Origin of the sequence: Olivibacter jilunii, assembly GCF_900607235.1 — a bacterium.
Lineage (GTDB): Bacteria > Bacteroidota > Bacteroidia > Sphingobacteriales > Sphingobacteriaceae > Olivibacter > Olivibacter oleidegradans.
The window spans coordinates 122,903-149,500 of sequence record NZ_LR027856.1 but is presented as its reverse complement, the minus strand read 5'-3'; the positions used below and the strand labels follow the sequence as shown (position 1 = coordinate 149,500).

Here is a 26,598-nt window from a genome sequence, read left to right as displayed (position 1 = left end):
TAAACTAATACAATAAAAATAGAGTACAGAACCTTTTATGTGTATTTGTTATTAAACGCACAGGAAGGTCTAACCGATTAAAAAACATGAATTCAAAAGACGTTTCAAGAAGGTTATTTCTCAGGAAGGCAATGATGTTATCTGCCGCCGCTGCCGTTGCGCCTACTATCTTACACGCCAATTCTTTCGCCCCAATAAAACGCGCCAAGGCGAGCGAAAGGGTAAATCTAGCCTGTTGCGGCATAGGCAATCGGGGTGGCGAGATCATTCAAGCACTTTATAGCACCGGTTTAGCAAACATGGTTGCACTATGCGACGTTGATATGGGCGCTCCCCATACGCTAAAAACCTTACAACAATTTCCGGACGTGCCGCGCTTTAAGGACTTCCGTGAAATGTTCGATAAAATGGGAGGCCAAATTGAAGCGGTTTCCGTGGGCGTACCCGATTTTTCGCATTTCCCAATATGCATGGAGGCGATGGCTCGCGGTATTCATGTATACGTAGAAAAGCCAATGGCAAGAACATTCAATGAATGCGAGTTACTGATGAAAGCTGCGGATAAATACCCTAAAGTAGTAACACAAATGGGCAACCAAGGCCATTCTGAAGCAAACTATTTCCAGTTTAAGGCTTGGGTTGAAGCCGGTATTATAAAAGATGTAACGGCAATCACAGCGCATATGAATTCTCCGCGCCGTTGGCATGGCTGGGACACGAATATCAGTGCACTGCCGTCTGCCGAACCTATTCCGGAAACGCTAGACTGGGATAAATGGCTTACCACTAGACCTTTTCACAACTACAATCATGATTATGTAAATGGACAGTGGCGTTGCTGGTATGATTTTGGCCTTGGAGCGCTGGGGGACTGGGGGGCACACATTCTGGATACAGCGCACCAGTTTCTAAACCTAGGGCTACCTGAAGAAGTAAACGCCATTAAACTCGAAGGCCATAATGATTTCTTTTTTCCGCAAGCATCAACACTATCTTTCAAATTTCCGAAGCGGAAGAAAATGCCTGCGCTAGAGATTACTTGGTACGATGGTGTAAACAATTTACCTCCCATTCCGGAGGGATACGGTGTTTCGGGATTGGATCCGAATATCCCACCGCCAAGTACAGGAAAAATCGAACCCGCCAAGCTTAATCCCGGTAAAATTATCTATAGTAAGGAACTGACCTTTAAGGGAGGTTCGCACGGGAGCACCTTATCCATTATTCCGGAAGAAAAAGCGAAAGAAATGGCGTCAAAATTACCGGAAGTCCCCATCAGCCCGTCAAACCATTTCAAGAACTTTTTACTGGCCTGTAAAGGGGAAGAACAAACTCGTTCGCCATTCCATATTGCGGGCCCACTAAGTCAAGTACTTTGTTTAGGTGTATTAGCACAACAGCTAAACACGAAATTATTGTTTGATCGTGACAAAAAGGTGATAACCAATAACAAAACCGCGAACGAGCTACTTGTAGGGCCGCCGCCAAGAAAAGGCTGGGAGGATTATTACAAAGTGTAAATTTATGTAGAGGGTGTCTGAGAATTGTTACATATACGAACATAGAAGACACCCTCCCTTCATATATTACTTTTTTGGAAAGGTGCTTGCGCCCTTCACTTCTTCTATCTGTTCAGTGTGTCTTAAACTATGCCCCGCTATATACAAAAGCATCCGGTATGCATCGGCGTATTCTTTGGCGGGTGTAATGGTTAGGTGATTTCGTAAGTCGTCAAGTGGCGTATTCTTAATAAAGTCTAATGTAATTGCACGTTGTTTCTTGAAATCGTCCAACACTTTGGTCAATTGATAGGATTGTTTGTCGGGCTGTAAAGGTTCAGGTGCTTTAAATTTCTGCGTTCTATTCTGCATCATACCAATCACATCACTATCCGTGCCCTTTAATGCTGTACGTTTTTCAGGATTGGCCGGCTGCTTCATCAAATCCTGCACCATACCTAAAAGCATATGTTCTGTTTTGGTAATGTGTTCAAGGCATTGCCCTATAGACCAGCTAGCGGTATCTGCTTTGAAGTTTACTTGTTGTTCGCTTAACCCGGCGACGTCATTAAACAAGCGAGTTTCCGACTGTTTAAAAACAGTCAGCAACGAATCTTTCGCGTTATCCGTTGCTTTTGCCGCCTCTAAGACAAACAGTAAAAAGGCGATCAAAATAATTGATTTTTTCATTGGAGTAATTTGTTTTATGTGTTTAAACTTCCCTACCTACTATCGGTAAATAGGTGCTATCTATTCTTCTCCGCTGAGCGTTGACTCAGATTTATAAGTATATTGTATGGTTTTTAATTTGGCATCTGAGCGTTACTTCAGATCAAAACAGAATAAATAATTTCCACCTCGCGTTTGACCGCCGAAATAACACTTTAATAAGTCAAAGTTATGCAGAATTCATTAAATAACGGAGGTGAAAAACGACAAAATCAGGGTGTGGAATAGACGAATAAGCATATTGCACAAAATAACACAAAGTGGTTGATTGCGACAATATTACCGTTTATATTTGCGTTATTAAGCAAAAACCAATTAGAAAACAAACAATCTTAGGTCATGAAACACATATCGATCCTGATTCCCGAAGGACACACCAGTATCACTAACATTGAAGGCACGCACCAGATTTTCTCAGAAGTAAACGAATGCTTTGTTCGAGTTGGTAGACCCCCTCTTTTCGACATTAAACTGGTTGGGATTAACCCGAATGCCAGCCAACGAAACGGTGTGTATACGATTAAACCGGATCATCTTATAGGAGAGGTAAGCAAAACAGACCTGATCATTATTCCCGCTATGCTGGGTGATCTGGAAAATGCGCTCAAGCTTAATGCGGCCTTTATTCCCTGGGTTGTCAAACAGTACATGCAAGGTGCCGAATTAGCTAGTTTTTGCGTCGGCGCTTTCTTTTTGGCCGCAACGGGTCTATTAGACGGCAAACAATGCGCAACACATTGGCGATTTGCCAACCAGTTTAGACAGCAATATCCGAACGCAAGGCTCGTTGACGATAAAATTATGACCGAAGATCGTGGAATCTATACAAGCGGTGGCGCTTATTCTTATACTAACCTACTCTTATATTTAGTAGAGAAACATGCTGGAAGAGAAATTGCTGTACTGATTGCCAAAACGTTTATGATCGACATTGATCGATATAGTCAATCACCTTTCATTATGTTTAAAGGGCAGAAGGAACATGAAGACGATCTGATTATTAAAGCCCAGGAGTTTATTGAAAAAAATTTCCAGGAAAAAATAACTGTTGATCAACTGGCAGACATGCTTGCTCTCGGACGTAGAAGCTTGGAAAGACGGTTTAAGAAAGCAACCAGCAATACAGTAACAGAATATATACAGCGGGTAAAAATGGAAGCTGCAAAAAAAGAATTGGAAACAAGTAGAAAAACGGTAAGTGAGTTGATGTACGAAATTGGTTATTCCGACACAAAAGCTTTCCGTTCGACCTTTAAAAAAATCACCGGTTTGTCTCCGATTGAATACCGTAATAAATATAACAAGGAATCTATTGTTCTTTCTTAACGAACCAACGTTCGCTAGAAGCAATAGCGTCACCAGCGATTAAGTAGAATGGAGAAGAAATATAAAACGCTGAAACCCTATAAAACACCCTACTCAAACCCGATTACACTGGTAAAAGGAGAAATCGTACGACTAGGAAAAGAGGAAACTGAAGAAAAATCCTCCTCGTTACGCCATATCTTCTTCGAAAAAATAAACCACCAGCATAACCGCCTTATAAGATCCGATGTTTTTGGGGGTATGAGGAATCCTACCGTCGAATAATAGCGAATCTCCTGCACTCAAAAGGACACTTTCCTGTTCGAATTTATATTCGATTTCGCCGGATAAGATATACTTATATTCAAAAGCCAGTGTTTCTACCATTGGTCTTGAAGCATTGGGCTCTAGTTCCAGTAAAACAATATCAACCGTTGAGTTTTTAATATTTCTGGTGAAAATTCGGTGATAGTGAAACCCGATCGCTTCCTCTTTTTCAAAATGGCTATACTCGTCCTTTTTCTTTATCAGAATTGTCTTATTGTTTTTGTTGACACCGATATCCTTAAAAAAAATGTTCAAATCAACATCCAAAGATTTGATGATTTCAATCAACACCATCAAGGAAGGGATGACGCGGTTATTTTCTATTTGCGATATCAGTCCTTTACTTACCGAAGCTCTGTCAGCTAGTTCCTGAACGGTAATTCCTTTATTCTTACGTCGTTCTTTGATTTGATTGCCTATTTGTATTAAAATATCGTCCTTCATTTAGACAGCTTGTTATACTTGATGATGTAATGACTACAAATATATCAGAGCTTCCTGTCTATAACAAATGACAATAAACTATTTAGACTAAAATATTTTTAGCCGATCACCGATTATGTATAGCCGTATTGTGTTGCTTCCGAGCAATCCAAGCACCGGTACTCCAGAGAGGCCATATAATAAGCAGCGGATGTAGGCAAAGACGTAATAACCGTAAAAAATCACTGTTTAAACCAAAAGCGTCCGCATGGGTTAAATACTGCTGGAGGTTCCCCGGAAAAATTAGCAGGAAAAACAAAGCGGTTAACCATCCTATCGGCACTTGTTTTGACACCCAAAACAGCAATGCAATACCAAGCAAAATCTCCACTGCGCCCGATAAATTGACGACTAAATCGGGATCTAATGGTAGCCAGGAAGGTACTTGTGCACGGAATGGGATATGTAACCAAGTGAGGTGTCCGGTACCTGTAAATAACAAAAGCAATCCTAATAACACCCTGAAAAGACGCTGTGTTTTAGTTGTTGAGATCATAATTTAAGAAGGTAAAGGTGAAAAAACAGGTGCATAACTGTTACGCAACCTCAAGACAAATATAAATATTTAGTTGATTATCAACAAGAAATGCCATATAATTCAAAAAAACATGCTATGCAACGAATCCACTTCAATCCAATTGGCTTTATGTATAGGATCAGTGATTGGTGGCTGTTCCGGAAGAAAACATCCTTTTAGCGACCGTAAAAATTCCCACTGCGATTAAGCCTACTGCTAACCCAATTACAAATTCTTTGAGAATGGATGGTATGTTCGGCAAAATATGGTGCAAATATTCAATATTGTGAACAAAGATACCACCTGAAACCAATATAAGGGCGATTGTACCAATCACACTCAAGAACTTGATAACCAAGGGGAGCGACTTAACCAATAAGTGCCCAAGCGTCGACCATAATCCCTTATCATTGGAATACTTGATTAACCTGTACCCCGTGTCATCCATCCTAACAATGAGCGCAACGATGCCATAAACTCCTATGGTTGCCAAAAGAGCTACAACCGAAACGGTTAAAATTTGGATGGTTAGACTTCTATCTAAAACAGCACCTAATGCTATAATTACAATCTCTATTGAAAGAATGAAATCGGTAGTGATGGCGGATTTAATTTTTGCTTTTTCAACATCTCCATTTTTTTCTTCACGTTCCTCAATTACCTCATGTCCCGGCTTCTTTCGATGAAAAAAGTACTCAACTATTTTTTCAGCACCTTCAAATGCTAAATAAATGCCGCCCAACACCAGGAATACTTTTATCGCAATGGGAAAAAACACATTTAAGGTCAATGCAATTGGAACAATAATGAGCTTGTTGATCAAAGAACCTTTCGTAATAGCCCACAGCACCGGTAATTCACGTGTTGAAAGAAAGCCCGTCGCTTTTTCGGCATTGACTGCTAAATCGTCGCCCAATATACCGGCTGTTTTACGCGTTGCTATTTTACTGGTTACCGCAACATCGTCCATCAATGAAGCTATATCATCTAAAATCGCAAAAAAACCTGATGCCATATGTGTTTGTCTATAAAGCTATAAAAATATAAATTAAATTCAATTCTTGGTTAACCAATATTAGGCGCGAGCTACAACTTGCCTCATCTCGCCCATACGCCGAGGATCTTTTCGGACAACCATTCATCATAATGAAAATATGGCGTTCTATTACCTTTAAAAACAAACACCTTTTAATTCTTTCAATTAGAAGAAACAACAAAAAAGGGAAAGATTCGTTTTGAATCTTTCCCTTGTAGCCCGTAGGGGAATCGAACCTACTTACTATTAATCTATTTATCAGAATTTACAAACTTCCTTTTTCCTAATTCACCGAATCACTCACTGGTTTGAGATACGTTTTAGCTGCAATTGCTATTGTGGCAAGACGTCAAACTCCGCGCAGAATGAAATATTAACGGTCAAATATACAAGCAGTAGAAAGAAAAATAATCTTTTCATTTTAAAACGCGTTTAATTTAATCCATTCATGAAGTGTCGTAAACGGCTCCGTTGAAATTTCTTTAGCCATTTGAATTGAGGCGTCCGTATCTGGCCCCATATAGGTGTAAGACTCAAAATAGGCTAACAGCTGCGCCACTCCTTCTGCTCCCTCAAAGAAGCTGGAAAACACCTGAGCAGGAACTTGATTGAAGGTGTATTCTTTTCCATTAGCTTTAAAAGCTTCCAAAACATCATTGAAGCTATTTAATTCGGCCGCTAATGGCAAATAACTGCCATTCCCTACTTTTTTGGGATTTAAAAACGCTCCTGCAACTACTTTTCCCAAGTCGCTAATATCTGCCATGTGAATTACTTTCTTAGTTGGGTCGATGGGTAAGGTCCACCCAATAGAGCCGTCTTGTTGCCGCTGTGGTGCTGTGTGACCTTTGAAGTTTTGAAAGTAAAAGGGTGGCTGAACGAATGTATAATTTGCAAATCCTGCATTTTTTACTAATTCATCAACTTTTGCTTTTCCTGTAAATTGAGGAACATAAAACTGACCGTTACTGATTTTTTCAACGTTTGGTAACGTTGACCAAACGAAGTGATTCACATTAGCATTTTTTGCAGCCTCAATAGCCGTGTTTCCTTGTGCCAATTCATCGGCTCCTTCCCAAAAGTTAGTAACCACAAATACCCCGTGAGTATTTTGGAAGGCATGAGTTAATGATTCACGGTCCATTAAATCACCTTGTACCACGTCATCAGCCTTACCTTGATATTTATCCGGGTTTCGGGTAATTGCTCTAACTTTGAAAGAACCCTCCTTAATTAATGCATTTACGACTCCTTTTCCTTGTAGACCAGTCGCACCAACGACGGCAATTATTTTCTTTTCCATCTTGAATGTTTTTAAAGATTAACTATGCTACAAAGATGAGGGAGATGAACTGCATTCACCTATAAGGTAGTTTAAGAAAGAGCCTTAAGGTAGATTAAGATTTGACAATCTTATTTCGGATGGTACTAAGGAACTCCGGCGTTACACCTAGATAGGAGGCAATTTGAACGTTAGAGATACGATTAAAAAAATGGGGAGACATTTTTAAAAAGTCGAGGTAACGCTCCTCCGCGGTGGAACTAATATTTTGTAGGATTCTCCGATGAGCACTTATCAGCGCATTTTCTGTCAGGACTCTGAAAATTCGGTTAAATTTTATATTATCATCAAAGAGTTTGATCTGGTCCTCCTTTCCTAATTGAAGGACGGTCGAATTCTCCAAGGCTTCTATGTATAGTTTACTTGGCTCTTCCGAATAGAAGCTGCCAATATCCGTAATCCACCAATTCTCAATAGCAAATTGCAAATTGTATTCCTTCCCTTTTTCGTCAACCATGTACATTCTGAAACAGCCCTCAACTACGAACGTATGATGCTTACATATATCGCCTTTTTGAAGGATAAAATGCCTTCGTTTAACGCTTCGCTCCTTAAAAGCTTCTTCCACGATAGACTTCTCTTCTTCATTTAAAGGAAGGAGATTTTCGAAATAGTCTATTAATGGTTTTGTCCTCATTTTCGAATTCCTTACAACTCTCAAATATACGCGATAATCTTCTGTATGCAAGGATGTCAAGCATCTTTCCATCAACTCCTATAAATAGTGTTTTTAAGCATTTTATGCTGGAATTGTCATAATTCGTCCATATGGCTTTGTATAACTTTTTTATATTTCGTACACATATCTATTACACTCATTACCTTCATGATTTTTTATTAACCAAATAAAGTGCACATTGTATAAAAGCAGATTATAGCGAGGCATAGTCGACAGGGATGGCGTTGCCCCGCATGGAGAAGAGGCCCAAAACATCGGTTTGATGTACCTTGAAAAGGTGCCTTTTAATGGAGCGGGATATCGAACCGCCCAACTCAATAAAGCATTAAATTTTATTTTGATAAACAAGAGGGAAACAACAAAAAAGGGAAAGATTCGTTTTGAATCTTTCCCTTGTAGACCCTAGGGGAAGGATATCGAACCTCTTTTTAGAAGATTTGAAGAGAATTGCTGGTTAAAGCAAATTCCTCGAATCGTTAAGGGATTATTATTTAGAATATTATTTGTTATCTATGACAAGGGGTCTGTAAAATGAATTGCACCACATCTTAATTCGCCGTCCCATATGTCAACATCAATATAAATTACGCTCTTTATTTTAAAAATTGAAAACGAGACTTAAAGTAAATCGCTCAATTTTTGGGGTTCGTTTTTTTTCGGCAGTGTACCTTTTTCAACCAGTTGGGTAACGACTTCATCAAGAAGCCGCATTTCCAAGCCGCGCTTTTTAGCGAGTTTAATATCTTTTTTGAACTTTCCTGTTTGTTCAAGCCGATACATTACGAATAAAGTTCTTTCCTGAAATCCTGAAGTGTGGTCTTGGTTGTCTTGCCCGATTTAGCCTCTTTTATCGCTTTTTTAGTATCTTTATTGTAACGGGGTTCTTCAAGCTCTACAAAAGGAAGTGTTTTAAAGTATTCATAGAATACTTTTGCCTGTTTGCTTCGCTTATCTAGTTTTATCGTGATTTCCATTATCCTCACATTTAATGATACTAGTTCAAAGTTACAAAAATAAATAGTGATTATACCCAAAGCGGATTTTCAGTATTTTATATAACACGTATTATACACTAGTCTTTTACCGGATCCCTTATATAGAAATGAAAATTTAGGCCACAGATTTTTATTCGCATAAAAAAGGAGATATCCATGTTAGTCTATCCTGTAACCTCTCTGTTTTGCTTTGATATGAGCGAAAAGGATTGTCGAAACTTTTGCTAAATACCTTTAATTGACATTCATTGGTGAAGCAATAAAACTAACGGGCTGTAAGAAATATTTTCGAGGATTTTCCAAACGAGAGAAGATCATTAAACTTTCTGGTGTAATAGCTCTGTATCCTGGAAGATACCAGACAACAATTTGGACAAGCACTCCCTTTTTGTGTGCTTTGCACGTTATTATTAAGCCTATTGATCTGGTTATCTACAGAAATGACCCAGAACCTGTTGTCACGGGAATTGAAGATTATTTTGGTGGCATTCATTAATATTAAAACGAATCCAGATGCTTGATCTCATAGCTTTTCCATCAAAGGTGGGGAAGAACCGACACTCTCTCCATCGCTAATCACCCGGTCGGCGAGAGCCGCCATTTGTTTCGCGCCCTCTTAGTTCAGGGTAACGACCGCAATGATCGTTGGGTTTATTTCTTTAATACGGTCGATTTGATCCTGAACAACATCTACTGTGATGATTTCATGCTTCTTTATTATTTCGGCCAATAAGCCGGACTGAAGGTAATATAGTGGTTTTTTCAGTTTCTGTTTTCATGCTCTTAATTTTTATTACGTTTCATAGCTGAGGTCTTTAGTCCCGCACACGGCTTCCAGGGATACGAATGCCCCTGAAAGTGTTTAAAGGGCAGGCTGTGGTTCGAGGTATTTCCTTATCTTTGGTCTCTATGTTTGAAATTTTCGAAAAATATCTTCGCGAGTCTGCTGACATTTCTGAACAGGATATGGCTATTATATGCTCATCCTGTACCATCAAAAATATCCGTAAATGGCAGCCCATCCACAATGAGGGCGAAGTTTGGAAGAGCATGTGCTTTATCGCCAGCGGGTGTTTCAGGCTGTATCGCTATGATAAAAACGGGACCGATCACACCGTGCGGTTTGGTATTGAGAACTGGTGGATGACCGATCCAGAGAGCTATAATTATGAACGCCCTTCCGGATACAACATTGAGGCACTCTCTGCCAGTACTATTATCCTTTGGGATAAGGCACAGTGGGATGAATTATTGCAGGCCATCCCGGCTTTAAAGCTATTTTATGAACGGCTTATCATGAAAGCTTTTGAGACCAGCCAACAACGTATCTATTGGCTCATCAGCGGATCAGCGGAGGAAAGGTATTTAGAGTTCCAGAAAACCTATCCAACCGTTTTCAATAAAGTACCTTTACATATGGTGGCGTCCTATCTTGGGATTTCCAGGGAAACATTAAGCCGTGTCAGGAAAGAGCTTACCAAGCCTACTAAAGGAAATTAACTGTGCGTTTTAACTTAGTGATGCACTACGGGTCATCCTGGAGCATTTCTTATCCCTCCCGGCTATAGCAGGGGATGTAAATTGCGGACAGGGCTGACTTTTTCCAATTGTGAGGCAATATACAAAATAGTTGATTCGGCTGACCAGCTGCCAACAATCTGCACATTGATTGGCATGCCCCCGCTACTTGTCCCAAATCGCATAACGATACCCGGCAGGCCCGTTATGTTTAAAGGAACAGTTGCACCCTGTAGATAGGTAGCATCAACTTTTTGCCCTTCAATAATAAATTCTTCCAGCCCGTGTTTGTAAGCGGGTATGGGTAAAACCTGTGTAATCAACGCATCGTAACTCTGAAAGTAGCCGGCAAAGCCATCCCTTATATTTTCTGCTGCCTGTTCTGCCTGTATATATTCTTCAACAGAAACATCGGGCAGGGCCAACATTGTTTTCGCCATTTTATAGATTTCCTTATCGCTTCGCCCTGCGACTGCCTCCCTAAAGGCGGGTTTCATTTCCATAGTATGCAGGCGGTTAAAAACATCAAGTGCAAAGTCCTTTTCCAGTGCCGGTATCCCTACGTGCTCAATCAGAAATCCTAAATCTTTTAAAGCTTCTGCCGCTGCTTTTACAGTGGACGCAACTTCAGGGTCAACCGGCCCGAACCCCGGCCCGGTCATCCATCCGATGCGAAGTGGACGGTATGGGGAGTGGATGATGCCTGCATCGAATGGTATTGTACTGGACGAGAATGCGTCTTTTCCGTCAGGCCCGTAAAGCTGGGCAAAAGACAGAGCAAGGTCCCGGATGCTGCGCGCCATCGGGCCCACATCCCAAAAACGGCGTGGTGCCCTTGGCCAAATGCCTGTCATCGGAATCCGCCCATGTGTTGCCTTAAGCGACACAATACCCGTCTGGGCAGCAGGCCCCCTTACCGATATGGCCAGGTCGGTACCAAGCCCGAGTGGTGACATTCCGGCTGCAATCGCTGCTGATTCCCCACCGCTGGATCCTCCGGGGGTACGGCTAAGGTCCCATGGGTTATTAGACCTGCCACTAAGTAAATTATCGCTCTCAATCCAGTATGAAAATTCTGGCAGGTTTGTCTTGGCAATTAAAATCCCTCCGGCGTTCCTCATCCTTGCCACGGTGGTCGCGTCAGTGGCAGGCTGGCGCCCTTTAAATATTGGCGAACCACGCTGGGTCAGTATGTCCGCAGTATCGATAGAATCTTTGGCCGTAAAAGGAACCCCGTGTAACGGCCCCAGTGTGTCTCCCCTCATTACAGCTTCTTCAGCTTTTTTTGCCGCTTCGATTGCGCCGCCAGATACAGTAACCACCGCATTTACTACGGGATTAAGCTGCTCTATACGGTCAAGATGTGCCTGTATAACCGCTACGGGAGATATTTCCTTATTGCGTATCATTTCCGCAAGTGTGGTTGCATCCTGATAAAAAATCGGGTTAGTGTTTACATTATGTGATTCCATATAAAATTTGATTTAAGTTAAAAATAACGGGTTGTTGTTTCAATTAACTATTACAAAGTTCAGTAATCCAGTAGCTTATAAACGAAGTCAGATGACACAATTGCAAATTGACATTTGTCACAACTTTTGCATCACGGAGGGATGGCCCTTATTGCCCAAATACCTTTTTTAATTGGCTGGCAGCATAATCTTCGGCATCCTGCGCTTCCAGAATAATAGCGCCAAAACCGAAAAACTGGTGGGTAACCCCCTCATAATGGCTGCTGTATGTTGTGACCCCCGCTTCATTTAATTTTTCAATCAGCAATAGATCCTCACTCAGCAGCGGGTCTATTTCTGCTGTAATTACGGTAGTTGGCGGCAGGCCCCTTAAATCGGCTGCAATAAGATTTAGCCGGGTTATCTTTGGCATCAGCTTTTTTTTGATATACTTTTCATTAAGCCATTCCATCAGTGGCTTGCTCAGCGGCTTCACATTTGCATTTTTAAGATAGGATGGTGTTTGAGTATCTGTACCAGAGATGGGGTATATGGAAATAACCCCTTTTGGTAGCATTATTCCGTTACCCCGCGCCTTGACAGCCGTTGCAATGGCAAGGTTGCCTCCGGCACTTTCGCCTACAAGGGCTATATCGTTTGGATTACCGTTTATGGATGCACCATTTTCTATAGCCCAGAGATAGGCTGCATATGCGTCTTCATGGACTGTAGGGAAAGTATGTTCCGGGGCTAGCCTATAGCCTACTGAAATAACGATAGCACCTACTTTCTCAGCGAGAATATTTGCAGATGCGGCATAGGCTTCAATACTTGCAAGTACGAAACCGCCCGCGTGGAAGTAAACGATAATAGGCATGGCCGCCTTCTTGTTTTTCGGCGTATATATCGTAATTGGCACCGTACCTCCGTCAACCTTGATGGTTTTCTTTTCAGTAGTGATATTATATACCGGCTGCGGCATATGGTATTCGTGGAGAAGGTCCCGCACAGCATCACTCATGGTATGATTTTTTCTTGCCTCGGCCGGGCTTAGCGAAAGTATTGGCCTGTCGCCATAACTCCCCAGTTTTTCAATAACGGCCTGCATCTGCGGCCTGATATTGGGAGCCCAGTCAGGCCTTGGCCCTTTTGGCCTGATATTGGCAACTGTATTGGCTGCGGGGCTAACGGGTGTCGCTGATATATCCTTTCCGCTGTCAGGGATATGCCCGGGTTTACAGGCATTTAAAAGTAGTAAAGGTGCGGCTACAGCCATTACAATCATTTTATTCATACGGTCTAAATTTAGAGTTGTTGAAGTATTTGTACAGATACGCCATCCGTATGAGAGATCCCGTACGGATGGCGTTACCCAGGATGGAGCGCTTACGTGCACCCCATCAGAAAATTTGCTTAAAGGACTAGACCCAAGGCTCACCATTACCAAATGACCAGTCTGATCGATCCACATATACCATGTTGATCATAATGTCATCAGGGCGGACAGAAAGCTTACTTGTAAGCTCATCGGCCAAAAACCTGAAAAAGGCCAGTTTCGATTCGATGTTGTTTCCGACTGTACTGGTTACCTGGATCAGTAAAAATTCGGGTGACCTGTCAAAACCAAGAAAATGCTGATCATAAATCAGGTTTTCGGCGGGGTGCTCATTGATAACGATAAAACGGTCACCCTCAGGTGCTTTTAATACGTCAACGATTCCTTTGTAAACGATATCGGCCAATCCGGCGCGAAATTCTGCGGTCCTACCTTTAAGTAGGTCAATGCGTGCAAATGGCATAATGTTCTTTTTTTTAATTAGTACTATTTGTATTTAATTATAAATCTTTTTGAGTGATTTACTGAGACAAAATTAGGTGCATGCGGAGGGTATAAACGAAGTCAAATGGCACAATTTGAAATTGACATTTATCACTACTTTTTAAAAATTCCGCAATAGGAATCGCGCCGCACTTTTTTTAAACCGCAGCAGAATCAAGCAGCCAGGAGGCCAAATTTTTTTGGGGGACGGGGATGGGGCTTCGGATGTGGCCTGATCCAAATCCGTTATATTTTTACCACAATTTTTCCAACGTGCGAATTGGACTCCATGAAACGTGTCGCTGCAACAATTTCATCTAATCCCAACGTTCTTGATATGACAATATCAGGCTTGCCGCTTTCAATTCCATCGCTTATAAATGCAACAGCGGATTGCAAAACTTCAGGGTTGGCGAGCACATCGGTCGCCGAATAGCCCTGAATAACAGGGCGCCCGAACAGGACGTCTAATAATGGGAATAGTGTGGGTTCCTAGCTGAGCGCACCATAAACAAATACCTGCCCGAATTCTGCCACTGCTGAAACCAAACTGGCAAATGCAGGCCCTCCCACAGGGTCAATAATTATATCGGCTCCCTTTTCACCGGTTATACTGCGGATCTCCGCGGCTATATCCTGTGTTGAACTTACGATTACATGTGCTGCACCAACTTTTAAAAGAGCTGCCTTTTTTGCCTCGTTACTGGTAATAGCGATGGATACCCCACCCCTCAAATTAGTTAATTGGATAGCGGCAAGGCCGGCGCCGCTGGATGCTGCATTGATTACGACAAATTGGTTTTCATGGACTTTAGCCAAGTTGATGAGCAGGCCATACATTGACAAATAGCTTGTCCACACGGACGCGGCTTCTTCAAATGATAATCGTGCGGAGAACTTATGCAGGGTGTGAGCGGGCAAATTAACCATCTACCCATACGTTCTGTAATCACTTAGCGAAAAGATTTGAAGTATATTTACGTTATCGCCAAGCTCAAATCCTATCACTCCAGGCCCTATGGCATCAACGATGCCGGCAGCGTCATAACCCAGTGTTGAAGGAAATACAGGTGTTTCAATGTAATATCCCTGCCTTTACATTGTGTCTGCGCGGTTCAGGCTAAATGCTTTCACACTGACCCTGACCTCATTTGGGCATGGCATAGTAATTTCAACATTTTCGATCTTTAATACTTCAGGCCCGCCAGTCTGGCTGAAACTGACAATACGTGTTGTTTTTAAATTGCTATTCATTTTATATTGTATAAATTATGGTGCAATTTTACTTTTTATTTATCTATTTTTGTACGTACATACCCATGTACCATACAATGGGTATGTACGTTATGACAAAAATTAAAGAAAACTCGACCAATAGCATAAACCGCAGGATGCTTATGGAATGCAATCTGAAGTATGCCCTTGACATCATGGGCGGCAGGTGGAAGCTGCTGATATTGATGCAGCTGGACAATGGTAAGCTTAGGTACAGTGAAATCAAACACAAAGTCACCAATATAACCGAACGCATGCTTACCCTACAGTTGCGTGAGATGTAAAGTGATGGATTGATTATACGGATGGTATATCCCGAGATTCCACCAAGGGTTGAATATGAATCCACAGAAATTGGAAAGGACTTGATGTGTATTTGTACAGAACTAGATGCTTGGGGTACAAAACATAAGCTGACAAACGTTGCTGAAAGTAAGATTCAATTAAGCATGTGAATCGAGAAATTTATTGCATGTTTCAAATGAGATGGTCACGATTTAATCTTACAGTTACGATTATTTAAAAGACGTAACAGAGATTAGACTCCTGACAATGTAAACAAAGATCATCAAAAACAAGATGGGCATATTGGAACTTGCCCAGCATTTAGGAACCGTATCACAGGCCTGTAAAGTGATGGGCTATTCGCGTGATAGCTTTTAGAGATTCTAGGAACTTTATAACCAGGCGGCGAATTTGCACTTCAGGAAATCAGCAGACGCACGCCTATTGTAAAGAACCAAGTGAAAGAGCATGTAGAAAAAGTCGTTGTTGCAATGGCAATAGATCTTCGATGGTACGGCTCCAACTTTTCGTTGTATCATAAACATAATCCTTTACCTGTTGCAGATTAGAATCTCTAAAAAAAGAAGATCAAGTTTGGCAAGGTCAATGAGTTCCACCTCAAACTTTCCAAATTGACTTGCCTGTCTCTCTATCCATTCTGCCATATCAGAACCTTTCCGATTATCCCGAACGGTTGAAGAGATTATTTTTAGCTTTTACATGTCTATTAGTTTTTATTAAAAAGGTCGGTTCATAACCAGATTATAAGAACTGTTTCATCGTGGTTTCAAACGTTCTTTTTGCCATTTTTTCTAACGGCCATTTTCTAACCACTTCCGACAAAATCTCTACCCCAAAATGTCCTTTATAACCTGTTTTTTGAATGGCTTTGATAAATCCTTTCACATCCCATATGCCTTCTCCGCAAAGTCGGCGACGGTGCAAGGTGTCTTGCCACAATGGTGAAATAGGATAGCGGTCAGCGTCGTTTAATTCTACGGATTTGATGTATTGAACAGGGGTCTGTGCAATTTCATCATATGAAACGCCACCTCTGGTCATGTGCCAGACGTCAATGATGAAACCACCATTTTTGTGATTGGCACCTTTAGCGATGGCAATTCCGGTCTTCAATGTCCTGATGTTGGTAAATGGCATCATTTCCAGAGCGATATTTGTGCCAACACGTCCTGCCTGTTCCGACAATTTTCCAAAAGCGTCGATCAGTTGCGGCAGTTCCTTTTCATCTTCGTCGTTTCCGTTAGTGCCGTTGATTTTAATGCTGACAGCATTCAACTCCTCGGCGATTTCCAGCATACTTTTGAATTTCACATCGGACAGTTTCTTAGTTTCGTTAGAAGCATCCCAGCCCGTTAATTGTTCAATCTCCACTTTATGAATGCCGTTCGAAGACAGGATATTCTTCATCTCCTTCAATCCCAGTTTTTCAATATTTGCCAAAAGGTCAGCGTGAACAAGCCCCATTCCTTTATAACCCGCTTTTGCAGCGGCCTCTACCCGGTATTTAAAGTCAAACGGACTGACTTCTGTGGGACCAAATGGATACACATCGCCACTCAAGGTAAAATAGGCGGCCAACAATTCTATTTTATTTTCCATATCTTTTTTATTTTGACTTTCTCTTTCTTTCTGATCTTTATCGATTCTTTCTGAAATCGTGGCGCGTGAAAGCAGCGGTGTTCCCAATGCCAACCCCAGAGTAGTAAGACCGGAAGCTTTTAAAAAATCTTTTCTTTTCATTATGATTGATAAATTATACTACAAAATTAGTCTGCATAATCAATAAAATATTGTAATTTTGTTTCATTTATAGGTATAAATATTTTAAAAATGAAAATTTTAAACCAGTTTGATCCCTTAGTGATTGAAGATGCAAAGGAGGCAAACTTTACCTGCGCGCACCATTCTCATACTTATTATGAATTAGTGTACATCCATTCGGGTAACGGCATCCATCATTTGAACGAAGATAAAATTAGCTATGAGTCCGGGGATCTGTTTTTGATTTCTCCCGGTGAACACCATTCCTTTGTGATAGCGGAAGAAACACACTTTACCTACATCAAATTCACGGAAAGTTATTTTGAAAGTAAGAAGCATCTTGCCCCCGATGAATTTAAGATTGGATCACCGGAATTCCTGATGGAGATGAAATGGCTGAAGGAAGTAAAGATTGTGATCAGTTATCCTTGTAATGAAATCCTGAAATCCACGGTAAATAATTTAATAGCTTATAGCAAGCACCGTTCAATCAGCAGTTCTCCAATCGCATATTATCAGTTGCTAAGTATTTTTGGGATGATCAAAGAAATCCTGAAGGAGAGGAAAGTGTCCTTACATAAAGAAGAATTTAACTTCGAAAAGCTTATCTCTTTTATCCACGAAAATATTTACGACAGGGAAAGAATTGCTGTAAGGGTGATTTCAAACTTTTTCAATATTTCTCCAACTTACTTCAGCAACTATTTTAAGCGACATTTCGGTATTCCCTATCAGGAATATCTGAATCGTTACCGCGTTTCACTGATAGAGAAAAGACTGGGCATTGGCGGCCTAAAGCTGAAACAGATTGCCGATGAGTTTGGTTTTACTGATGTCAGCCACCTTTCAAAAACTTTTAAAAAAATAAAGGGTTATTCTCCCAAAAGGTATAATATTAACCTAAGCCATCCTCGATAATTCAACGAATGTGAAATAGCTAAAACGAGGCTAATCAATTGCAAATAGATATTATATCATTAGTGTTCAATTCTCTTGCTGAACAGTACCTGTTCTACAAATAACACAAGTATATACCCATTAAAATTCTATACGTCACCGCTCCGATATTTTGGCCTTACCTTATACGGATGACAGTTCGGCAGCCATAAGAGAGAAAAGTTGAGGAATTACCGAGGTAGTGCCAATGAACAATGCGAGTAAGGGTTGGTTGTAATAGTTGTTGGCAACTACAGCACCGTAAATAATCGACATCAACCAAACTAACCGACGATAAATCTCAGTCTTGGGAGATTTATTATTTCGATCTTTTGTTTTAATTATCCTACTTTAATACTGATTTTCACCTCGCTTTCTTGAGGATTTTTATCTGATCTTGTAATTAAAAACATCAAAGAACGACCTGTAAAGACCGTTAATTCTTTCCAGAGAGCTGTTGTTTTTCTTCTTCGCTTAGCTCCTCATATCTTGGATAATCCACGTAACCTTCTATGCTATAACCATAGTACGTTTCACGGTTTCCCGGATGTAACGGATAATCATGTTTAAGACGCTCCACCAGATCAGGATTTGAAATCAAAGGCCTACCGAAAGCGGCCAGATCAATCAAACCTTTTGTGAATAATCCCTCTGCTTTTTCTTTAGTAAGAAAACCCGCAAAAATAATATTCCCCGAATACCATTTCCTGAATTTCTCTATAAAGTCAAAATGGTCGTTGTATAACAGCCCTTGATCGTGCAGATGCACATACGCCATATCTCGTTTCGAAAATTCATGGGCAAGATATTCATACGTTTGTTCAATCTCGGAAAATAGCGACATATCGTGTTGTGTGCCGTAAGGCGATACGCGAATTCCTACTTTATCTGCTCCAATTTCCGCAGAGATGGCACCAATCACCTCCAACATAATACGTGTACGGTTTTCTATAGAACCTCCATACTCGTCATTGCGTATATTCGTGTCTGGATTTAGGAATTGATCGATAAGGTAGCCATTGGCACCGTGTATCTCTATTCCATCAAATCCTGCCAGCATCGCATTTTTTGCCGCCTTTACATAATCTTGTATGATTTCCGGGATCTCTGCTTTTACCAAAGCTCTCGGCATTGATACCTGCACGCGGCCTTCCACGCCATCTTCAATGCCCCACGCTGTACTGTCTTTAGCCAAAATTGCAGATGGTGCCAGTGGTTGAAAATGGTTGGGCTGATTAGATATATGAGAAACCCTGCCGACATGCCATAATTGAGTAAATATTTTTCCTCCTTTAAGATGCACCGCATCGGTAACCAACTTCCAACTTTCAGTTTGTGCAGCGTTGTAAATTCCCGGAACGTATAGATAACCCATTGAATTGTCTGAAATAGAAGTTCCTTCTGTAATAATCAATCCTACAGACGCTCTTTGCTGATAATATTGAGCGTTCATTTCTGTCATTATTCCATTTTTTGAACGCGTACGTGTCATTGGAGCCATCACCATTCTATTGGAAAGCTCAATATTTTTTATTTTAAATGTTTCGAATAGCATATAAATTCTGTTTTTTTATACAAAAGTAAGTCAATTAACCCTATTTTAAATGTATTATCATTTCATTTATTGGTAATATTACTTCACCACATTATTCCTTTTTACAGTGAACTGTTTCAATGATCATATGGATATAAAGGTGTTGCTTTGATCCTATCTTTGGATTTTTACGCAAAATAATTCCAAACTATTGTTTCGTATAGCTTCCAATTATTATTTTTCAGCTACTTCAGCAGGCTTCTTATTGTGAAAATATTTTCCACTTACCTTATTTACATCAGGTGTAGACTTTATTACTTCAATAAAACCTCTGCGCTCATTTCACCAAAATTATTGGTAGCAAGCGGGCTGTCTCCTGTTACGAGTTTTCTGTGCGTGTGACAGGCTCCGGAGATGTCTATGTTTAAAATCTCAATACCCAAAGCCTCTAATTTTTCACCATAAAACCAAGGCATCTCTCCAGGAACATACCCAATAACAGGTATCTGGGTATCAATGACATCAGGAAATGATATGATCTGATAGTCTTTGTACGGAAAGTTTTCAGGAGCTTCGTTATATGCCGCCGCTAATAGAGCTGCCTTTCCGTGGCAAATCGCCAAAATATATTTGTCCTGTTCTATAGACCAATGGGTGACTTTTTTCAGATCATCGCTTTCTGGCAAGCCCAACATTGCGCCGTGACCGCCCTGTAAAAATATAGCAACGTATTCTACATCAGATTGCATAGCACCGGTAACAAAATCTTTTAAACTTTTCGGGTTTTCAAACTGCGATTAATATTTTTCAAATATTACTTTCACAGCCTCGTCTTCAGAAGGCATTGCCCACATCTCTATGGCTACGGGAGCTCCTGTCGGGGTGAAAATATCGGCATCAAATCCGGCTGTTGCAAGATGCAGCATCGGCACCAAGGTCTCTACAGGATGATTTCCGGCAGAAAACTTCTTCCCGTTTTGCATCGTCATATAACGTTCTTCGGTGCAGACTACCAGTATTTTCTTGTTCTTATCCTGATATAAGACAGATTGAGCAAGGGGCTTCTGAACAACAAACCGAATTTAATGATTACAGGGATAATTTAGACAAGTAAACCAGATTTAATTCTTCCACATAATAAGATTTCCAAGTGGCACACCTGCTTTCAGGAACATTTTAGCAAATGTGTGACGTGCAATATGAAAAGTTACTTTCTATTATGTAATATTTTCCTCTTCTTCTATTAGTTTCTTTACGTGCCTTTTGTAAATAGCATTGTAAGGAACGAGAAAAACATACTACTTTCGTTTAACACCCCTTTATTTCTCAATAATACGTTTCGGAATTTCCAATTATCGGAAGTTTGAGGCAACGGTTGATTTTTTCCTTCTGCATATGATCCATCGGTAGCTACCAATGAAATGCCGTATGTTGCTCCATTTCAACTATTGAATATCAATATAAGAAAGCCTGTAAAGCAACTCAAAATAAAGAGTTCCTTTACAGGTTCGTATTTTGAACCGGGACGACTTTAGAAACATTAACTTTTCTACATCCTCTTTTAAAAGATATCTATTGTCATCAGTTTCTTCCATGCTGATTTCATAATCCTCAAAAGGTGTTTGTCGAATCAAGCCTTTCTTAATCGCCAATTCCGCCAAATCAATAACCGGAATCGTATAAATCCAAATCGTGTTATGTTTACATTCCTTATCTATGCGTAGAAAGAAGTCGAAGTCCCTGGCAAAGTCTGAGGTAAGTTCCCGAAACGCCATATCCTCCCAGTGTAAATAAAAACTAAACAAAGTCGTTTTGTCACTCCAAATTTGACCTTTAATCAAATACACATTGCGATTAAAAAAGTAACGGTTAGAATATCGCTAATTCAGATATACAATAATTTTTCTGGAATTAAAGTAACAAGATGATATTTTAAAGATCACTTTCTTGAAGGCACTATTGCTATCCCGATATTAATAAATGAACTTCTTTCAGAATCATATTTAGATTCATTTCCCTGATGATCTTCAAATCGGTACTTGCGCATCGCACTCAGACCCCCAAAAGCTTCTAACTGAATCACATTGGTGATTTTATAGTTGACAACAGGGCCAACATTTGCTCGGAAATACTTCAATCGATCTGGTTCCGATCCTATGTAGTTATCACTGGTTGACACATTAAAATTGGCTCCATTTAAACCCGTTCTCAAACCTATCTTCCATTTATTTGCGGCGTCCAACTGATAGCCATAATCAATAACCGCAGGTAAAAAGATGAGTAGATGCTGCCGGCCCTTTTCATAGCGCATCTGAAAGCCGGGTAAAGGTAAAGGTGTCCCCAAATTGGTTGTATACACGAATCCACCACCAATACTAGTGTAGGGATTAAGGCGCTTAACCGCCATAAGGGACCCCTGCATGATATAATCGTCCCAACTTAAGCTTTCTTTAAAATCACTTGCTAATGTTGGAGATAATCTTGCTGTCAGCGTCCAATTATTCTGTAGTTGGTGTATTGCTATAAAGTTGTAACTGATCCGATGAAAGTCACGCTCAAAATCATTTCCCGAATCAGCGTCGAACAGATTAGCCTCGACAAAACCATAGCTTAACCCGTTTACGATAATTGTTTTATTATTTTTTAATACCTTAGGAAAATTGACATAAGCGCCAAATTCCCTAAAACCTATTTTCGTATTTCCGTCAGCGTCTTTAATTCCCGCTTTAGGGTAGCTAAAATATTCCACACCTGCCAATTTGAGGTCTTGTGCCATTAGATCTGAACTTGTTATCAAGATCATAAAAAAAATAATATACTTCATATAATTTGAAATGTGAACAGTTATTAAAGTGATTAAGCAGTGGCAGTTTTCTGTTTTTCGCCCTTGGAGAACTTCTCTTTGAGCTTTTCGACCACCATATACACAGCAGGAACAATAAAAAGGGTCAATAAAAAGGAACTAGTCAACCCCCCTATGAGCACCCAAGCCATACCATTTTTAAACTCAGACCCCGAACTTTGAGATAGGGCAAGCGGGAGCATTCCCAGAATCATCGCGAAGGTGGTCATAATAATAGGTCTTAAGCGTTCCTTACCAGCCTCAACCAGGGCCTCGGTAATAGTAATTCCCTGTTCTTTAAGATGATTAGCAAAATCGACAATCAGAATACCGTTCTTAGTTACCAATCCCAACAACATAATCATACCTATAATGGTAAAAATAGTCAGCTGATTCATGGTCAGTGCTATAGCCAGTAAAGCGCCTATTAAGGCTACCGGTACCGAGAATATCACTACAAAAGGATAAATCAGGCTTTCATACAAACTAACCATAACCATATATACCAACACAATCGCTATTATTAGAGCAAAGGCTAAACTGGTAAATGCTTCGGATTGGTTTTTGGCATCTCCTAGAAACTCTACTTCAATTCCTGAAGGCAACCTGATGAGGCCTAATTTCTCTTTTATCTCTTTCACAATATCTCCAGTAGGTCTTCCAACTGCCGAAGAGCTAACAGTAATTGAGTTTTGCCTATCAGTACGTTCCAATATTTCCGGTTCACTTACTTCCTCAACATCGGCTACCTGCCAGAGCTTTATGAATTGTCCATTTTTGTTGGTTAAGGACAAATTACCAACCGCATCAATGTTTTGTTTACTAATTTGATCAAGCTCAACTTTAAGCTGATAGTTTTCATCTTTTTCCAAATAATCGATCTTGTCATTTCCATTAAAAGCAAGCTGAATGCTCTGCGTTACGTCCGGTAAGGTAAGACCTAAATAAGATATTTTTTCCCTGTTAGGGGTAATGCTAATTTGCTTTACCAAACCTTTCGTACTGAAACGGACATAATCAGAACCAGCAGTCCGCGACACAAGATCTTTCAATATAGATGCAGCTTTGTAAACACTGTCTGTCTGTGTCCCCTTAGCAACTACTTGAATAGGGGCTCGTACCCCTCCTGTAATACCCGTAGGAATAATGGTTACCTGCAAACCAGGAATTTTTTCAATGGCTTCTCTGGCCATCGTACCAAATTCATCGGTGTTGAAATCCCTTTCTGTTTTATCAACTAGTGTTACCGAAAGCTCGCCCACATTTTCGGCATTTCCCTTGGCACCGGTTTGGGTACCTACAACAGTATATACGGTCTTTACTTCAGGGTATTGGAGCACTATTCGTTCTGCTTCCTTGACTAGTAAATTTGTTTGTTTAATTGGCATATCCGCAGCCGTTTCCAATTGAATAGCCAACTCCCCCCTATCACTGCTTCCAGTGAAAGATGCACCAATAAATCCGGTAGGAACAAGCGCGATACTTCCGATCATCAAAAGGAAAATGACGCCAAAAAGGTACCGTTTATGCGATAAAACCCAGTGTAACAATGCACCATACCTTTCTTTCAAGCGATTCAAAAATGCTTCAAAACCCGTTATAATACGTCCCCATAAGTTTTCCTTGTTAACATGTTCAAGTCGGGCAAATCGAGATGCGAGCATGGGTGTAACCGTAAAGGCAACCAGTAAGCTCATTAAAGTCGACACGACAACCACAACAGAAAACTCCCTTAATATATTGCCAATTAGACCCCCAGCAAAAGCCATCGGCAAAAACACCACTACGTCTACCAGCGTAATGGCGACAGCTGTAAAGCCAATTTCGTTACGCCCCTCCAAAGTTGCTGTTCGCTTGTCTTTTCCCATTTCCAAATGGCGGAAAATATTTTCAAGCACCACGATACTGTCGTCTACCAGAATACCTACTACCAAAGACAATGCAAGTAATGTCATCAGGTTAAGAGAGAACCCCATAGCGTACATAACGATAAACGTAGGAATCATGGCAGAAGGAATAGCAACCAAAACAAAGAAGGAGCTGCGTAAGCTATGCAGGAACAATAACATGACAAAGCCGACAATCAGTATTGCCAAAAAAAGATCATGCATTACAGCATCTGCCGATTCCAACGTATATACAGACTGGTCTGATGCAATTTGGTAATCAAAGCCCTGATTAGCATATATCGTCTTCAATCCATACAATACCTCTTTAATCTCTTCACTCACCTGCACAGCATTTGCATCGTTAGTTTTAAAAATCTGAATTCCAATACCAGGATGTCCGTTGATCCGATTGAGTGTTTCCACCTGCTCCTGCCCATCGATAATTTCCGCCACATCTGAAAGCAAGATACGGCTACCTGATCCGCTGTCTCTGATAACCAATTCATTCAGTGTTTTTAAATCTTCAAAATCAGCATGAATAGAAATTGAAAGATTCTGCTTATCGCTACTAATATTTCCTCCAGGAACGGAAGAGGTATTGGCTGAAATAAGCTGATAAACCTGTTTAGCAGAGAGCTGGTATAATTGAAGTTTCTCATTACTTAACAAAATTTTTATCTCTTTGCTCTGACCGCCGGTAATGATAATGTCTCCAACACCCTTGACATTGCTAAGTTTAGGTTTTATATCCTTATCTATCAATTCATATAAATCTTTGTCATCCAGATTTGCCTTAGCAGATAGATTTAATATAGCAAAATTATCTGTACTAATCCGGTTCACTACCGGGTCTTCAATGTTGTCAGGCAATGTAGATTTGATTTGATTGATTTTTCGCTCAATATCCTGTTGGGCTAAAATATCATCCACATCAGCCTTTAAAGTGACAGCAATTGACGAAACGTTTTGAAGAGAGCTGGATGTAACAATGTCAATACCCTCCACTGTACTAATAGCTTCTTCTATCGGTTTGGTGATCTTTTGCTCAATTTCGGACGGTGAGGCCCCTGGCAATATCGTCTTAACAACAATATTGCCGGTAGAGAAACTTGGCAAAAGGTTATAGTTTAAACTTGTATAGCCAATTATTCCGAAAAGGATCAAAGCAACAAATACTGTTGAAATGAGCAAAGGTCGTTTAATTGATATTTCTGTTAAAGACATGGTTGTTATTTATTAATGATGTTAACGATATTGCCTTCCTTTAAATTAATTTGGCCGGCTGTAACAACCTGCTCTCCTTTAATCAATCCTGAAAGTACTTCCACACGGTCTTCCATCGAAACTCCGACTTTAACTTGCTTTGTCATGGCCCTTCCGTTCTCGACGACATAAACGTAAGGTTCAGAAGCGTCTGTCATCAAAGAAGATTTAGGTATTTGAAGTACTTTTTTTCTGGCAATAGTCTGAAAAGCTACATGGACATCGGTGCCACCTTTTAGCTCAATCCCTCCTTTATCCGTTATCATCAAATCGATCTGGTAATTATGATTAATATCGGCTACAGGACTGATATAAATCACCTTTCCCTGAAACTTACGCTCTTTAAAAAGAGTAGAACTGATCTGTGCTAGCTGACCAAGGCTTAACTGATACGCTGTATTTTGATCAACAAACACTGTTGCTTTTAAGGTGTTGATGTTCGTTATCGTTGCAAGAGGGGTGCCCGGATTGATAAACTCACCTTGTTTCACATTATGAGCAGAAACAATCCCGCTCACTGGTGCTACAATGTTTGAGTTGGCAATTTGTTGTTGGATTAGCGCAATGTTTTGTTGAGCATTTTCTTGAGAACTCAGCGCGTTTTCATAACTGTTTTTTGCAGCCAGCATGTTTACCTCCAAACCAGCTTTATGCTCATATAAATCCCTAGCCCTTGTATAATCATCGAGTAACTTCGCTGCATTCAAAGAAGCCGCTTTAAAGCTCGTCGATGCTTCTTGCAAATTAATTTCCAGTATCCTGGTATCCAGCTTACCTAGCACTTGGCCTTTACCAACTTTTTGGCCTAATCCAAGATTTAAGGAAGAGATTATTCCACTGGCCTGAGCATATAATTTTACTTCATCGGACGGCTGAAGGGTCGCAGGATAATTGACGTTTATTTCCAAAGGTTGAATTTCTACGTTGCTTACTTTTACGGCAACTGGCACGTTAGATCTATCTACAGGTGTATTGGCCTTATTAAGCGCTTCTTTGTTGTTAGCAAGTACTAAAATAATAAGCAAAACAATGCCTGATACAATACCCAGGGGTATAATGATGTTTTTCATTTTAAAACTATATGATTAATTT

Annotated in this window: 26 protein-coding genes and 2 pseudogenes; 6 read left to right on the top strand and 22 right to left on the bottom strand. The window is 40.4% G+C overall.

Annotation, left to right across the window (positions count from 1 at the left end):
• Positions 1 to 86 precede the first annotated feature (86 nt).
• Positions 87 to 1,520, top strand: a complete 1,434-nt coding sequence (locus E0E36_RS23460; RefSeq protein WP_130857982.1) for a Gfo/Idh/MocA family oxidoreductase — start codon at positions 87 to 89, stop codon at positions 1,518 to 1,520.
• 66 nt (positions 1,521 to 1,586) lie between these two features.
• On the opposite strand, the gene E0E36_RS23455 is transcribed toward E0E36_RS23460, so the two are convergent.
• Positions 1,587 to 2,189: a DinB family protein gene (locus E0E36_RS23455; protein ID WP_130857981.1), complete on the bottom strand. Its 603-nt coding sequence runs from the start codon at positions 2,187 to 2,189 to the stop codon at positions 1,587 to 1,589.
• A 378-nt stretch (positions 2,190 to 2,567) separates the two neighbouring features.
• Here E0E36_RS23455 and E0E36_RS23450 point away from each other — a divergent pair, with 378 nt between their 5' ends.
• Entirely contained in the window at positions 2,568 to 3,554 is a 987-nt protein-coding gene (locus tag E0E36_RS23450; protein WP_130857980.1) for a GlxA family transcriptional regulator, read from the top strand.
• Positions 3,555 to 3,722: 168 nt separating this feature from the next.
• Here E0E36_RS23450 and E0E36_RS23440 read toward each other — a convergent pair whose 3' ends face one another.
• The 7 genes from E0E36_RS23440 to E0E36_RS23410 all read right to left on the bottom strand — a co-directional run bounded on the left by E0E36_RS23440 (position 3,723) and on the right by E0E36_RS23410 (position 8,891).
• Positions 3,723 to 4,304 carry a helix-turn-helix domain-containing protein gene (locus tag E0E36_RS23440; RefSeq protein ID WP_013663531.1) on the bottom strand — a complete coding sequence of 194 codons (582 nt, stop codon included), beginning with the start codon at positions 4,302 to 4,304 and terminating at the stop codon, positions 3,723 to 3,725.
• Between the two features lie 106 nt (positions 4,305 to 4,410).
• Positions 4,411 to 4,839: a DoxX family protein gene (locus E0E36_RS23435; protein ID WP_130857978.1), complete on the bottom strand. Its 429-nt coding sequence runs from the start codon at positions 4,837 to 4,839 to the stop codon at positions 4,411 to 4,413.
• A 160-nt stretch (positions 4,840 to 4,999) separates the two neighbouring features.
• On the bottom strand, positions 5,000 to 5,875 hold the full coding sequence (locus tag E0E36_RS23430; protein ID WP_130857977.1) for a DUF808 domain-containing protein: 876 nt from the start codon (positions 5,873 to 5,875) through the stop codon (positions 5,000 to 5,002).
• A gap of 442 nt (positions 5,876 to 6,317) precedes the next feature.
• Positions 6,318 to 7,199, bottom strand: coding sequence for an NmrA/HSCARG family protein (locus E0E36_RS23425; protein ID WP_130857976.1), 882 nt, complete (start codon positions 7,197 to 7,199; stop codon positions 6,318 to 6,320).
• Positions 7,200 to 7,293: 94 nt separating this feature from the next.
• Positions 7,294 to 7,875 (bottom strand): Crp/Fnr family transcriptional regulator, encoded by a 582-nt coding sequence (locus E0E36_RS23420; RefSeq protein ID WP_130857975.1) that lies wholly within the window; start codon positions 7,873 to 7,875, stop codon positions 7,294 to 7,296.
• A 660-nt stretch (positions 7,876 to 8,535) separates the two neighbouring features.
• Positions 8,536 to 8,697 (bottom strand): type II toxin-antitoxin system YafQ family toxin, encoded by a 162-nt coding sequence (locus E0E36_RS28435; protein ID WP_130857974.1) that lies wholly within the window; start codon positions 8,695 to 8,697, stop codon positions 8,536 to 8,538.
• Positions 8,697 to 8,891 carry a hypothetical protein gene (locus tag E0E36_RS23410; RefSeq protein WP_130857973.1) on the bottom strand — a complete coding sequence of 65 codons (195 nt, stop codon included), beginning with the start codon at positions 8,889 to 8,891 and terminating at the stop codon, positions 8,697 to 8,699. Before E0E36_RS23410 ends, E0E36_RS28435 begins: the two co-directional genes overlap by 1 nt.
• A gap of 930 nt (positions 8,892 to 9,821) precedes the next feature.
• Between E0E36_RS23410 and E0E36_RS23405 the strand changes: the two genes are divergently transcribed.
• On the top strand, positions 9,822 to 10,412 hold the full coding sequence (locus E0E36_RS23405) for a Crp/Fnr family transcriptional regulator (protein WP_130857972.1): 591 nt from the start codon (positions 9,822 to 9,824) through the stop codon (positions 10,410 to 10,412).
• 62 nt (positions 10,413 to 10,474) lie between these two features.
• Here E0E36_RS23405 and E0E36_RS23400 read toward each other — a convergent pair whose 3' ends face one another.
• From E0E36_RS23400 to E0E36_RS28425, 6 genes are all read right to left on the bottom strand, one after another.
• Positions 10,475 to 11,902: an amidase gene (locus E0E36_RS23400; protein ID WP_130857971.1), complete on the bottom strand. Its 1,428-nt coding sequence runs from the start codon at positions 11,900 to 11,902 to the stop codon at positions 10,475 to 10,477.
• Positions 11,903 to 12,050: 148 nt separating this feature from the next.
• Complete coding sequence (locus E0E36_RS23395; RefSeq protein ID WP_165447061.1) at positions 12,051 to 13,175, bottom strand: alpha/beta hydrolase; 1,125 nt, start codon at positions 13,173 to 13,175, stop codon at positions 12,051 to 12,053.
• A gap of 127 nt (positions 13,176 to 13,302) precedes the next feature.
• Positions 13,303 to 13,680 carry a tautomerase family protein gene (locus E0E36_RS23390; RefSeq protein ID WP_130857969.1) on the bottom strand — a complete coding sequence of 126 codons (378 nt, stop codon included), beginning with the start codon at positions 13,678 to 13,680 and terminating at the stop codon, positions 13,303 to 13,305.
• A gap of 266 nt (positions 13,681 to 13,946) precedes the next feature.
• Positions 13,947 to 14,120, bottom strand: coding sequence for a zinc-binding dehydrogenase (locus tag E0E36_RS28430; protein WP_423213036.1), 174 nt, complete (start codon positions 14,118 to 14,120; stop codon positions 13,947 to 13,949).
• A 72-nt stretch (positions 14,121 to 14,192) separates the two neighbouring features.
• A complete protein-coding gene (locus tag E0E36_RS23380) occupies positions 14,193 to 14,630 on the bottom strand; it encodes a zinc-binding dehydrogenase (protein WP_130857968.1) in 438 nt (145 codons plus the stop codon).
• Positions 14,631 to 14,780 carry an alcohol dehydrogenase catalytic domain-containing protein gene (locus E0E36_RS28425; protein WP_130858046.1) on the bottom strand — a complete coding sequence of 50 codons (150 nt, stop codon included), beginning with the start codon at positions 14,778 to 14,780 and terminating at the stop codon, positions 14,631 to 14,633. It abuts the gene before it with no gap.
• 191 nt (positions 14,781 to 14,971) lie between these two features.
• Here E0E36_RS28425 and E0E36_RS23370 point away from each other — a divergent pair.
• Positions 14,972 to 15,430, top strand: a pseudogene (locus E0E36_RS23370) (winged helix-turn-helix transcriptional regulator).
• 124 nt (positions 15,431 to 15,554) lie between these two features.
• A pseudogene (locus E0E36_RS28105) lies at positions 15,555 to 15,778 on the top strand (helix-turn-helix domain-containing protein); the annotation flags it as partial.
• A gap of 244 nt (positions 15,779 to 16,022) precedes the next feature.
• On the opposite strand, the gene E0E36_RS23365 reads toward E0E36_RS28105, so the two are convergent.
• Entirely contained in the window at positions 16,023 to 17,021 is a 999-nt protein-coding gene (locus E0E36_RS23365; RefSeq protein WP_207303800.1) for a sugar phosphate isomerase/epimerase family protein, read from the bottom strand.
• Between the two features lie 90 nt (positions 17,022 to 17,111).
• Between E0E36_RS23365 and E0E36_RS23360 the strand changes: the two genes are divergently transcribed.
• Positions 17,112 to 17,960, top strand: a complete 849-nt coding sequence (locus tag E0E36_RS23360) for a helix-turn-helix domain-containing protein (RefSeq protein WP_130857967.1) — start codon at positions 17,112 to 17,114, stop codon at positions 17,958 to 17,960.
• Positions 17,961 to 18,414: 454 nt separating this feature from the next.
• Here the strand turns inward: E0E36_RS23360 and E0E36_RS23355 are convergent, their stop codons facing one another.
• From E0E36_RS23355 to E0E36_RS23330, 7 genes are all read right to left on the bottom strand, one after another.
• The gene (locus E0E36_RS23355) at positions 18,415 to 19,533 is read right to left on the bottom strand and encodes an alkene reductase (protein ID WP_130857966.1); all 1,119 of its coding nucleotides are present in this window, start codon (positions 19,531 to 19,533) and stop codon (positions 18,415 to 18,417) included.
• A gap of 293 nt (positions 19,534 to 19,826) precedes the next feature.
• On the bottom strand, positions 19,827 to 20,261 hold the full coding sequence (locus E0E36_RS28100; protein WP_242627380.1) for a type 1 glutamine amidotransferase family protein: 435 nt from the start codon (positions 20,259 to 20,261) through the stop codon (positions 19,827 to 19,829).
• A gap of 48 nt (positions 20,262 to 20,309) precedes the next feature.
• Positions 20,310 to 20,501, bottom strand: coding sequence for a type 1 glutamine amidotransferase family protein (locus E0E36_RS28095; protein ID WP_242627379.1), 192 nt, complete (start codon positions 20,499 to 20,501; stop codon positions 20,310 to 20,312).
• A 456-nt stretch (positions 20,502 to 20,957) separates the two neighbouring features.
• Entirely contained in the window at positions 20,958 to 21,359 is a 402-nt protein-coding gene (locus tag E0E36_RS28090) for a phage integrase SAM-like domain-containing protein (protein WP_278045576.1), read from the bottom strand.
• 92 nt (positions 21,360 to 21,451) lie between these two features.
• Positions 21,452 to 22,315, bottom strand: a complete 864-nt coding sequence (locus E0E36_RS23340; protein ID WP_130857965.1) for a DUF6268 family outer membrane beta-barrel protein — start codon at positions 22,313 to 22,315, stop codon at positions 21,452 to 21,454.
• A 53-nt stretch (positions 22,316 to 22,368) separates the two neighbouring features.
• A complete protein-coding gene (locus tag E0E36_RS23335) occupies positions 22,369 to 25,467 on the bottom strand; it encodes an efflux RND transporter permease subunit (RefSeq protein ID WP_130857964.1) in 3,099 nt (1,032 codons plus the stop codon).
• 5 nt (positions 25,468 to 25,472) lie between these two features.
• On the bottom strand, positions 25,473 to 26,576 hold the full coding sequence (locus tag E0E36_RS23330; RefSeq protein WP_130857963.1) for an efflux RND transporter periplasmic adaptor subunit: 1,104 nt from the start codon (positions 26,574 to 26,576) through the stop codon (positions 25,473 to 25,475).
• Positions 26,577 to 26,598: the final 22 nt, after the last annotated feature.

Coding starts and splice junctions, on each gene's coding strand:
- E0E36_RS23360 (WP_130857967.1), top strand. CDS start 17,112: ATGAAAATTTTAAACCAGTTTGATCCCTTAGTGATTGAAGATGCAAAG.
- E0E36_RS28095 (WP_242627379.1), bottom strand. CDS start 20,501: ATGACGATGCAAAACGGGAAGAAGTTTTCTGCCGGAAATCATCCTGTA.
- E0E36_RS23355 (WP_130857966.1), bottom strand. CDS start 19,533: ATGCTATTCGAAACATTTAAAATAAAAAATATTGAGCTTTCCAATAGA.
- E0E36_RS28100 (WP_242627380.1), bottom strand. CDS start 20,261: ATGCAATCTGATGTAGAATACGTTGCTATATTTTTACAGGGCGGTCAC.
- E0E36_RS23440 (WP_013663531.1), bottom strand. CDS start 4,304: ATGAAGGACGATATTTTAATACAAATAGGCAATCAAATCAAAGAACGA.
- E0E36_RS23395 (WP_165447061.1), bottom strand. CDS start 13,175: ATGAATAAAATGATTGTAATGGCTGTAGCCGCACCTTTACTACTTTTA.
- E0E36_RS23380 (WP_130857968.1), bottom strand. CDS start 14,630: ATGGTTAATTTGCCCGCTCACACCCTGCATAAGTTCTCCGCACGATTA.
- E0E36_RS23410 (WP_130857973.1), bottom strand. CDS start 8,891: ATGGAAATCACGATAAAACTAGATAAGCGAAGCAAACAGGCAAAAGTA.
- E0E36_RS23435 (WP_130857978.1), bottom strand. CDS start 4,839: ATGATCTCAACAACTAAAACACAGCGTCTTTTCAGGGTGTTATTAGGA.
- E0E36_RS23460 (WP_130857982.1), top strand. CDS start 87: ATGAATTCAAAAGACGTTTCAAGAAGGTTATTTCTCAGGAAGGCAATG.
- E0E36_RS23340 (WP_130857965.1), bottom strand. CDS start 22,315: ATGATCTTGATAACAAGTTCAGATCTAATGGCACAAGACCTCAAATTG.
- E0E36_RS23450 (WP_130857980.1), top strand. CDS start 2,568: ATGAAACACATATCGATCCTGATTCCCGAAGGACACACCAGTATCACT.
- E0E36_RS23365 (WP_207303800.1), bottom strand. CDS start 17,021: ATGAAAAGAAAAGATTTTTTAAAAGCTTCCGGTCTTACTACTCTGGGG.
- E0E36_RS23330 (WP_130857963.1), bottom strand. CDS start 26,576: ATGAAAAACATCATTATACCCCTGGGTATTGTATCAGGCATTGTTTTG.
- E0E36_RS23420 (WP_130857975.1), bottom strand. CDS start 7,875: ATGAGGACAAAACCATTAATAGACTATTTCGAAAATCTCCTTCCTTTA.
- E0E36_RS23335 (WP_130857964.1), bottom strand. CDS start 25,467: ATGTCTTTAACAGAAATATCAATTAAACGACCTTTGCTCATTTCAACA.
- E0E36_RS28435 (WP_130857974.1), bottom strand. CDS start 8,697: ATGTATCGGCTTGAACAAACAGGAAAGTTCAAAAAAGATATTAAACTC.
- E0E36_RS23390 (WP_130857969.1), bottom strand. CDS start 13,680: ATGCCATTTGCACGCATTGACCTACTTAAAGGTAGGACCGCAGAATTT.
- E0E36_RS23400 (WP_130857971.1), bottom strand. CDS start 11,902: ATGGAATCACATAATGTAAACACTAACCCGATTTTTTATCAGGATGCA.
- E0E36_RS23405 (WP_130857972.1), top strand. CDS start 9,822: ATGTTTGAAATTTTCGAAAAATATCTTCGCGAGTCTGCTGACATTTCT.
- E0E36_RS23455 (WP_130857981.1), bottom strand. CDS start 2,189: ATGAAAAAATCAATTATTTTGATCGCCTTTTTACTGTTTGTCTTAGAG.
- E0E36_RS23425 (WP_130857976.1), bottom strand. CDS start 7,199: ATGGAAAAGAAAATAATTGCCGTCGTTGGTGCGACTGGTCTACAAGGA.
- E0E36_RS23430 (WP_130857977.1), bottom strand. CDS start 5,875: ATGGCATCAGGTTTTTTTGCGATTTTAGATGATATAGCTTCATTGATG.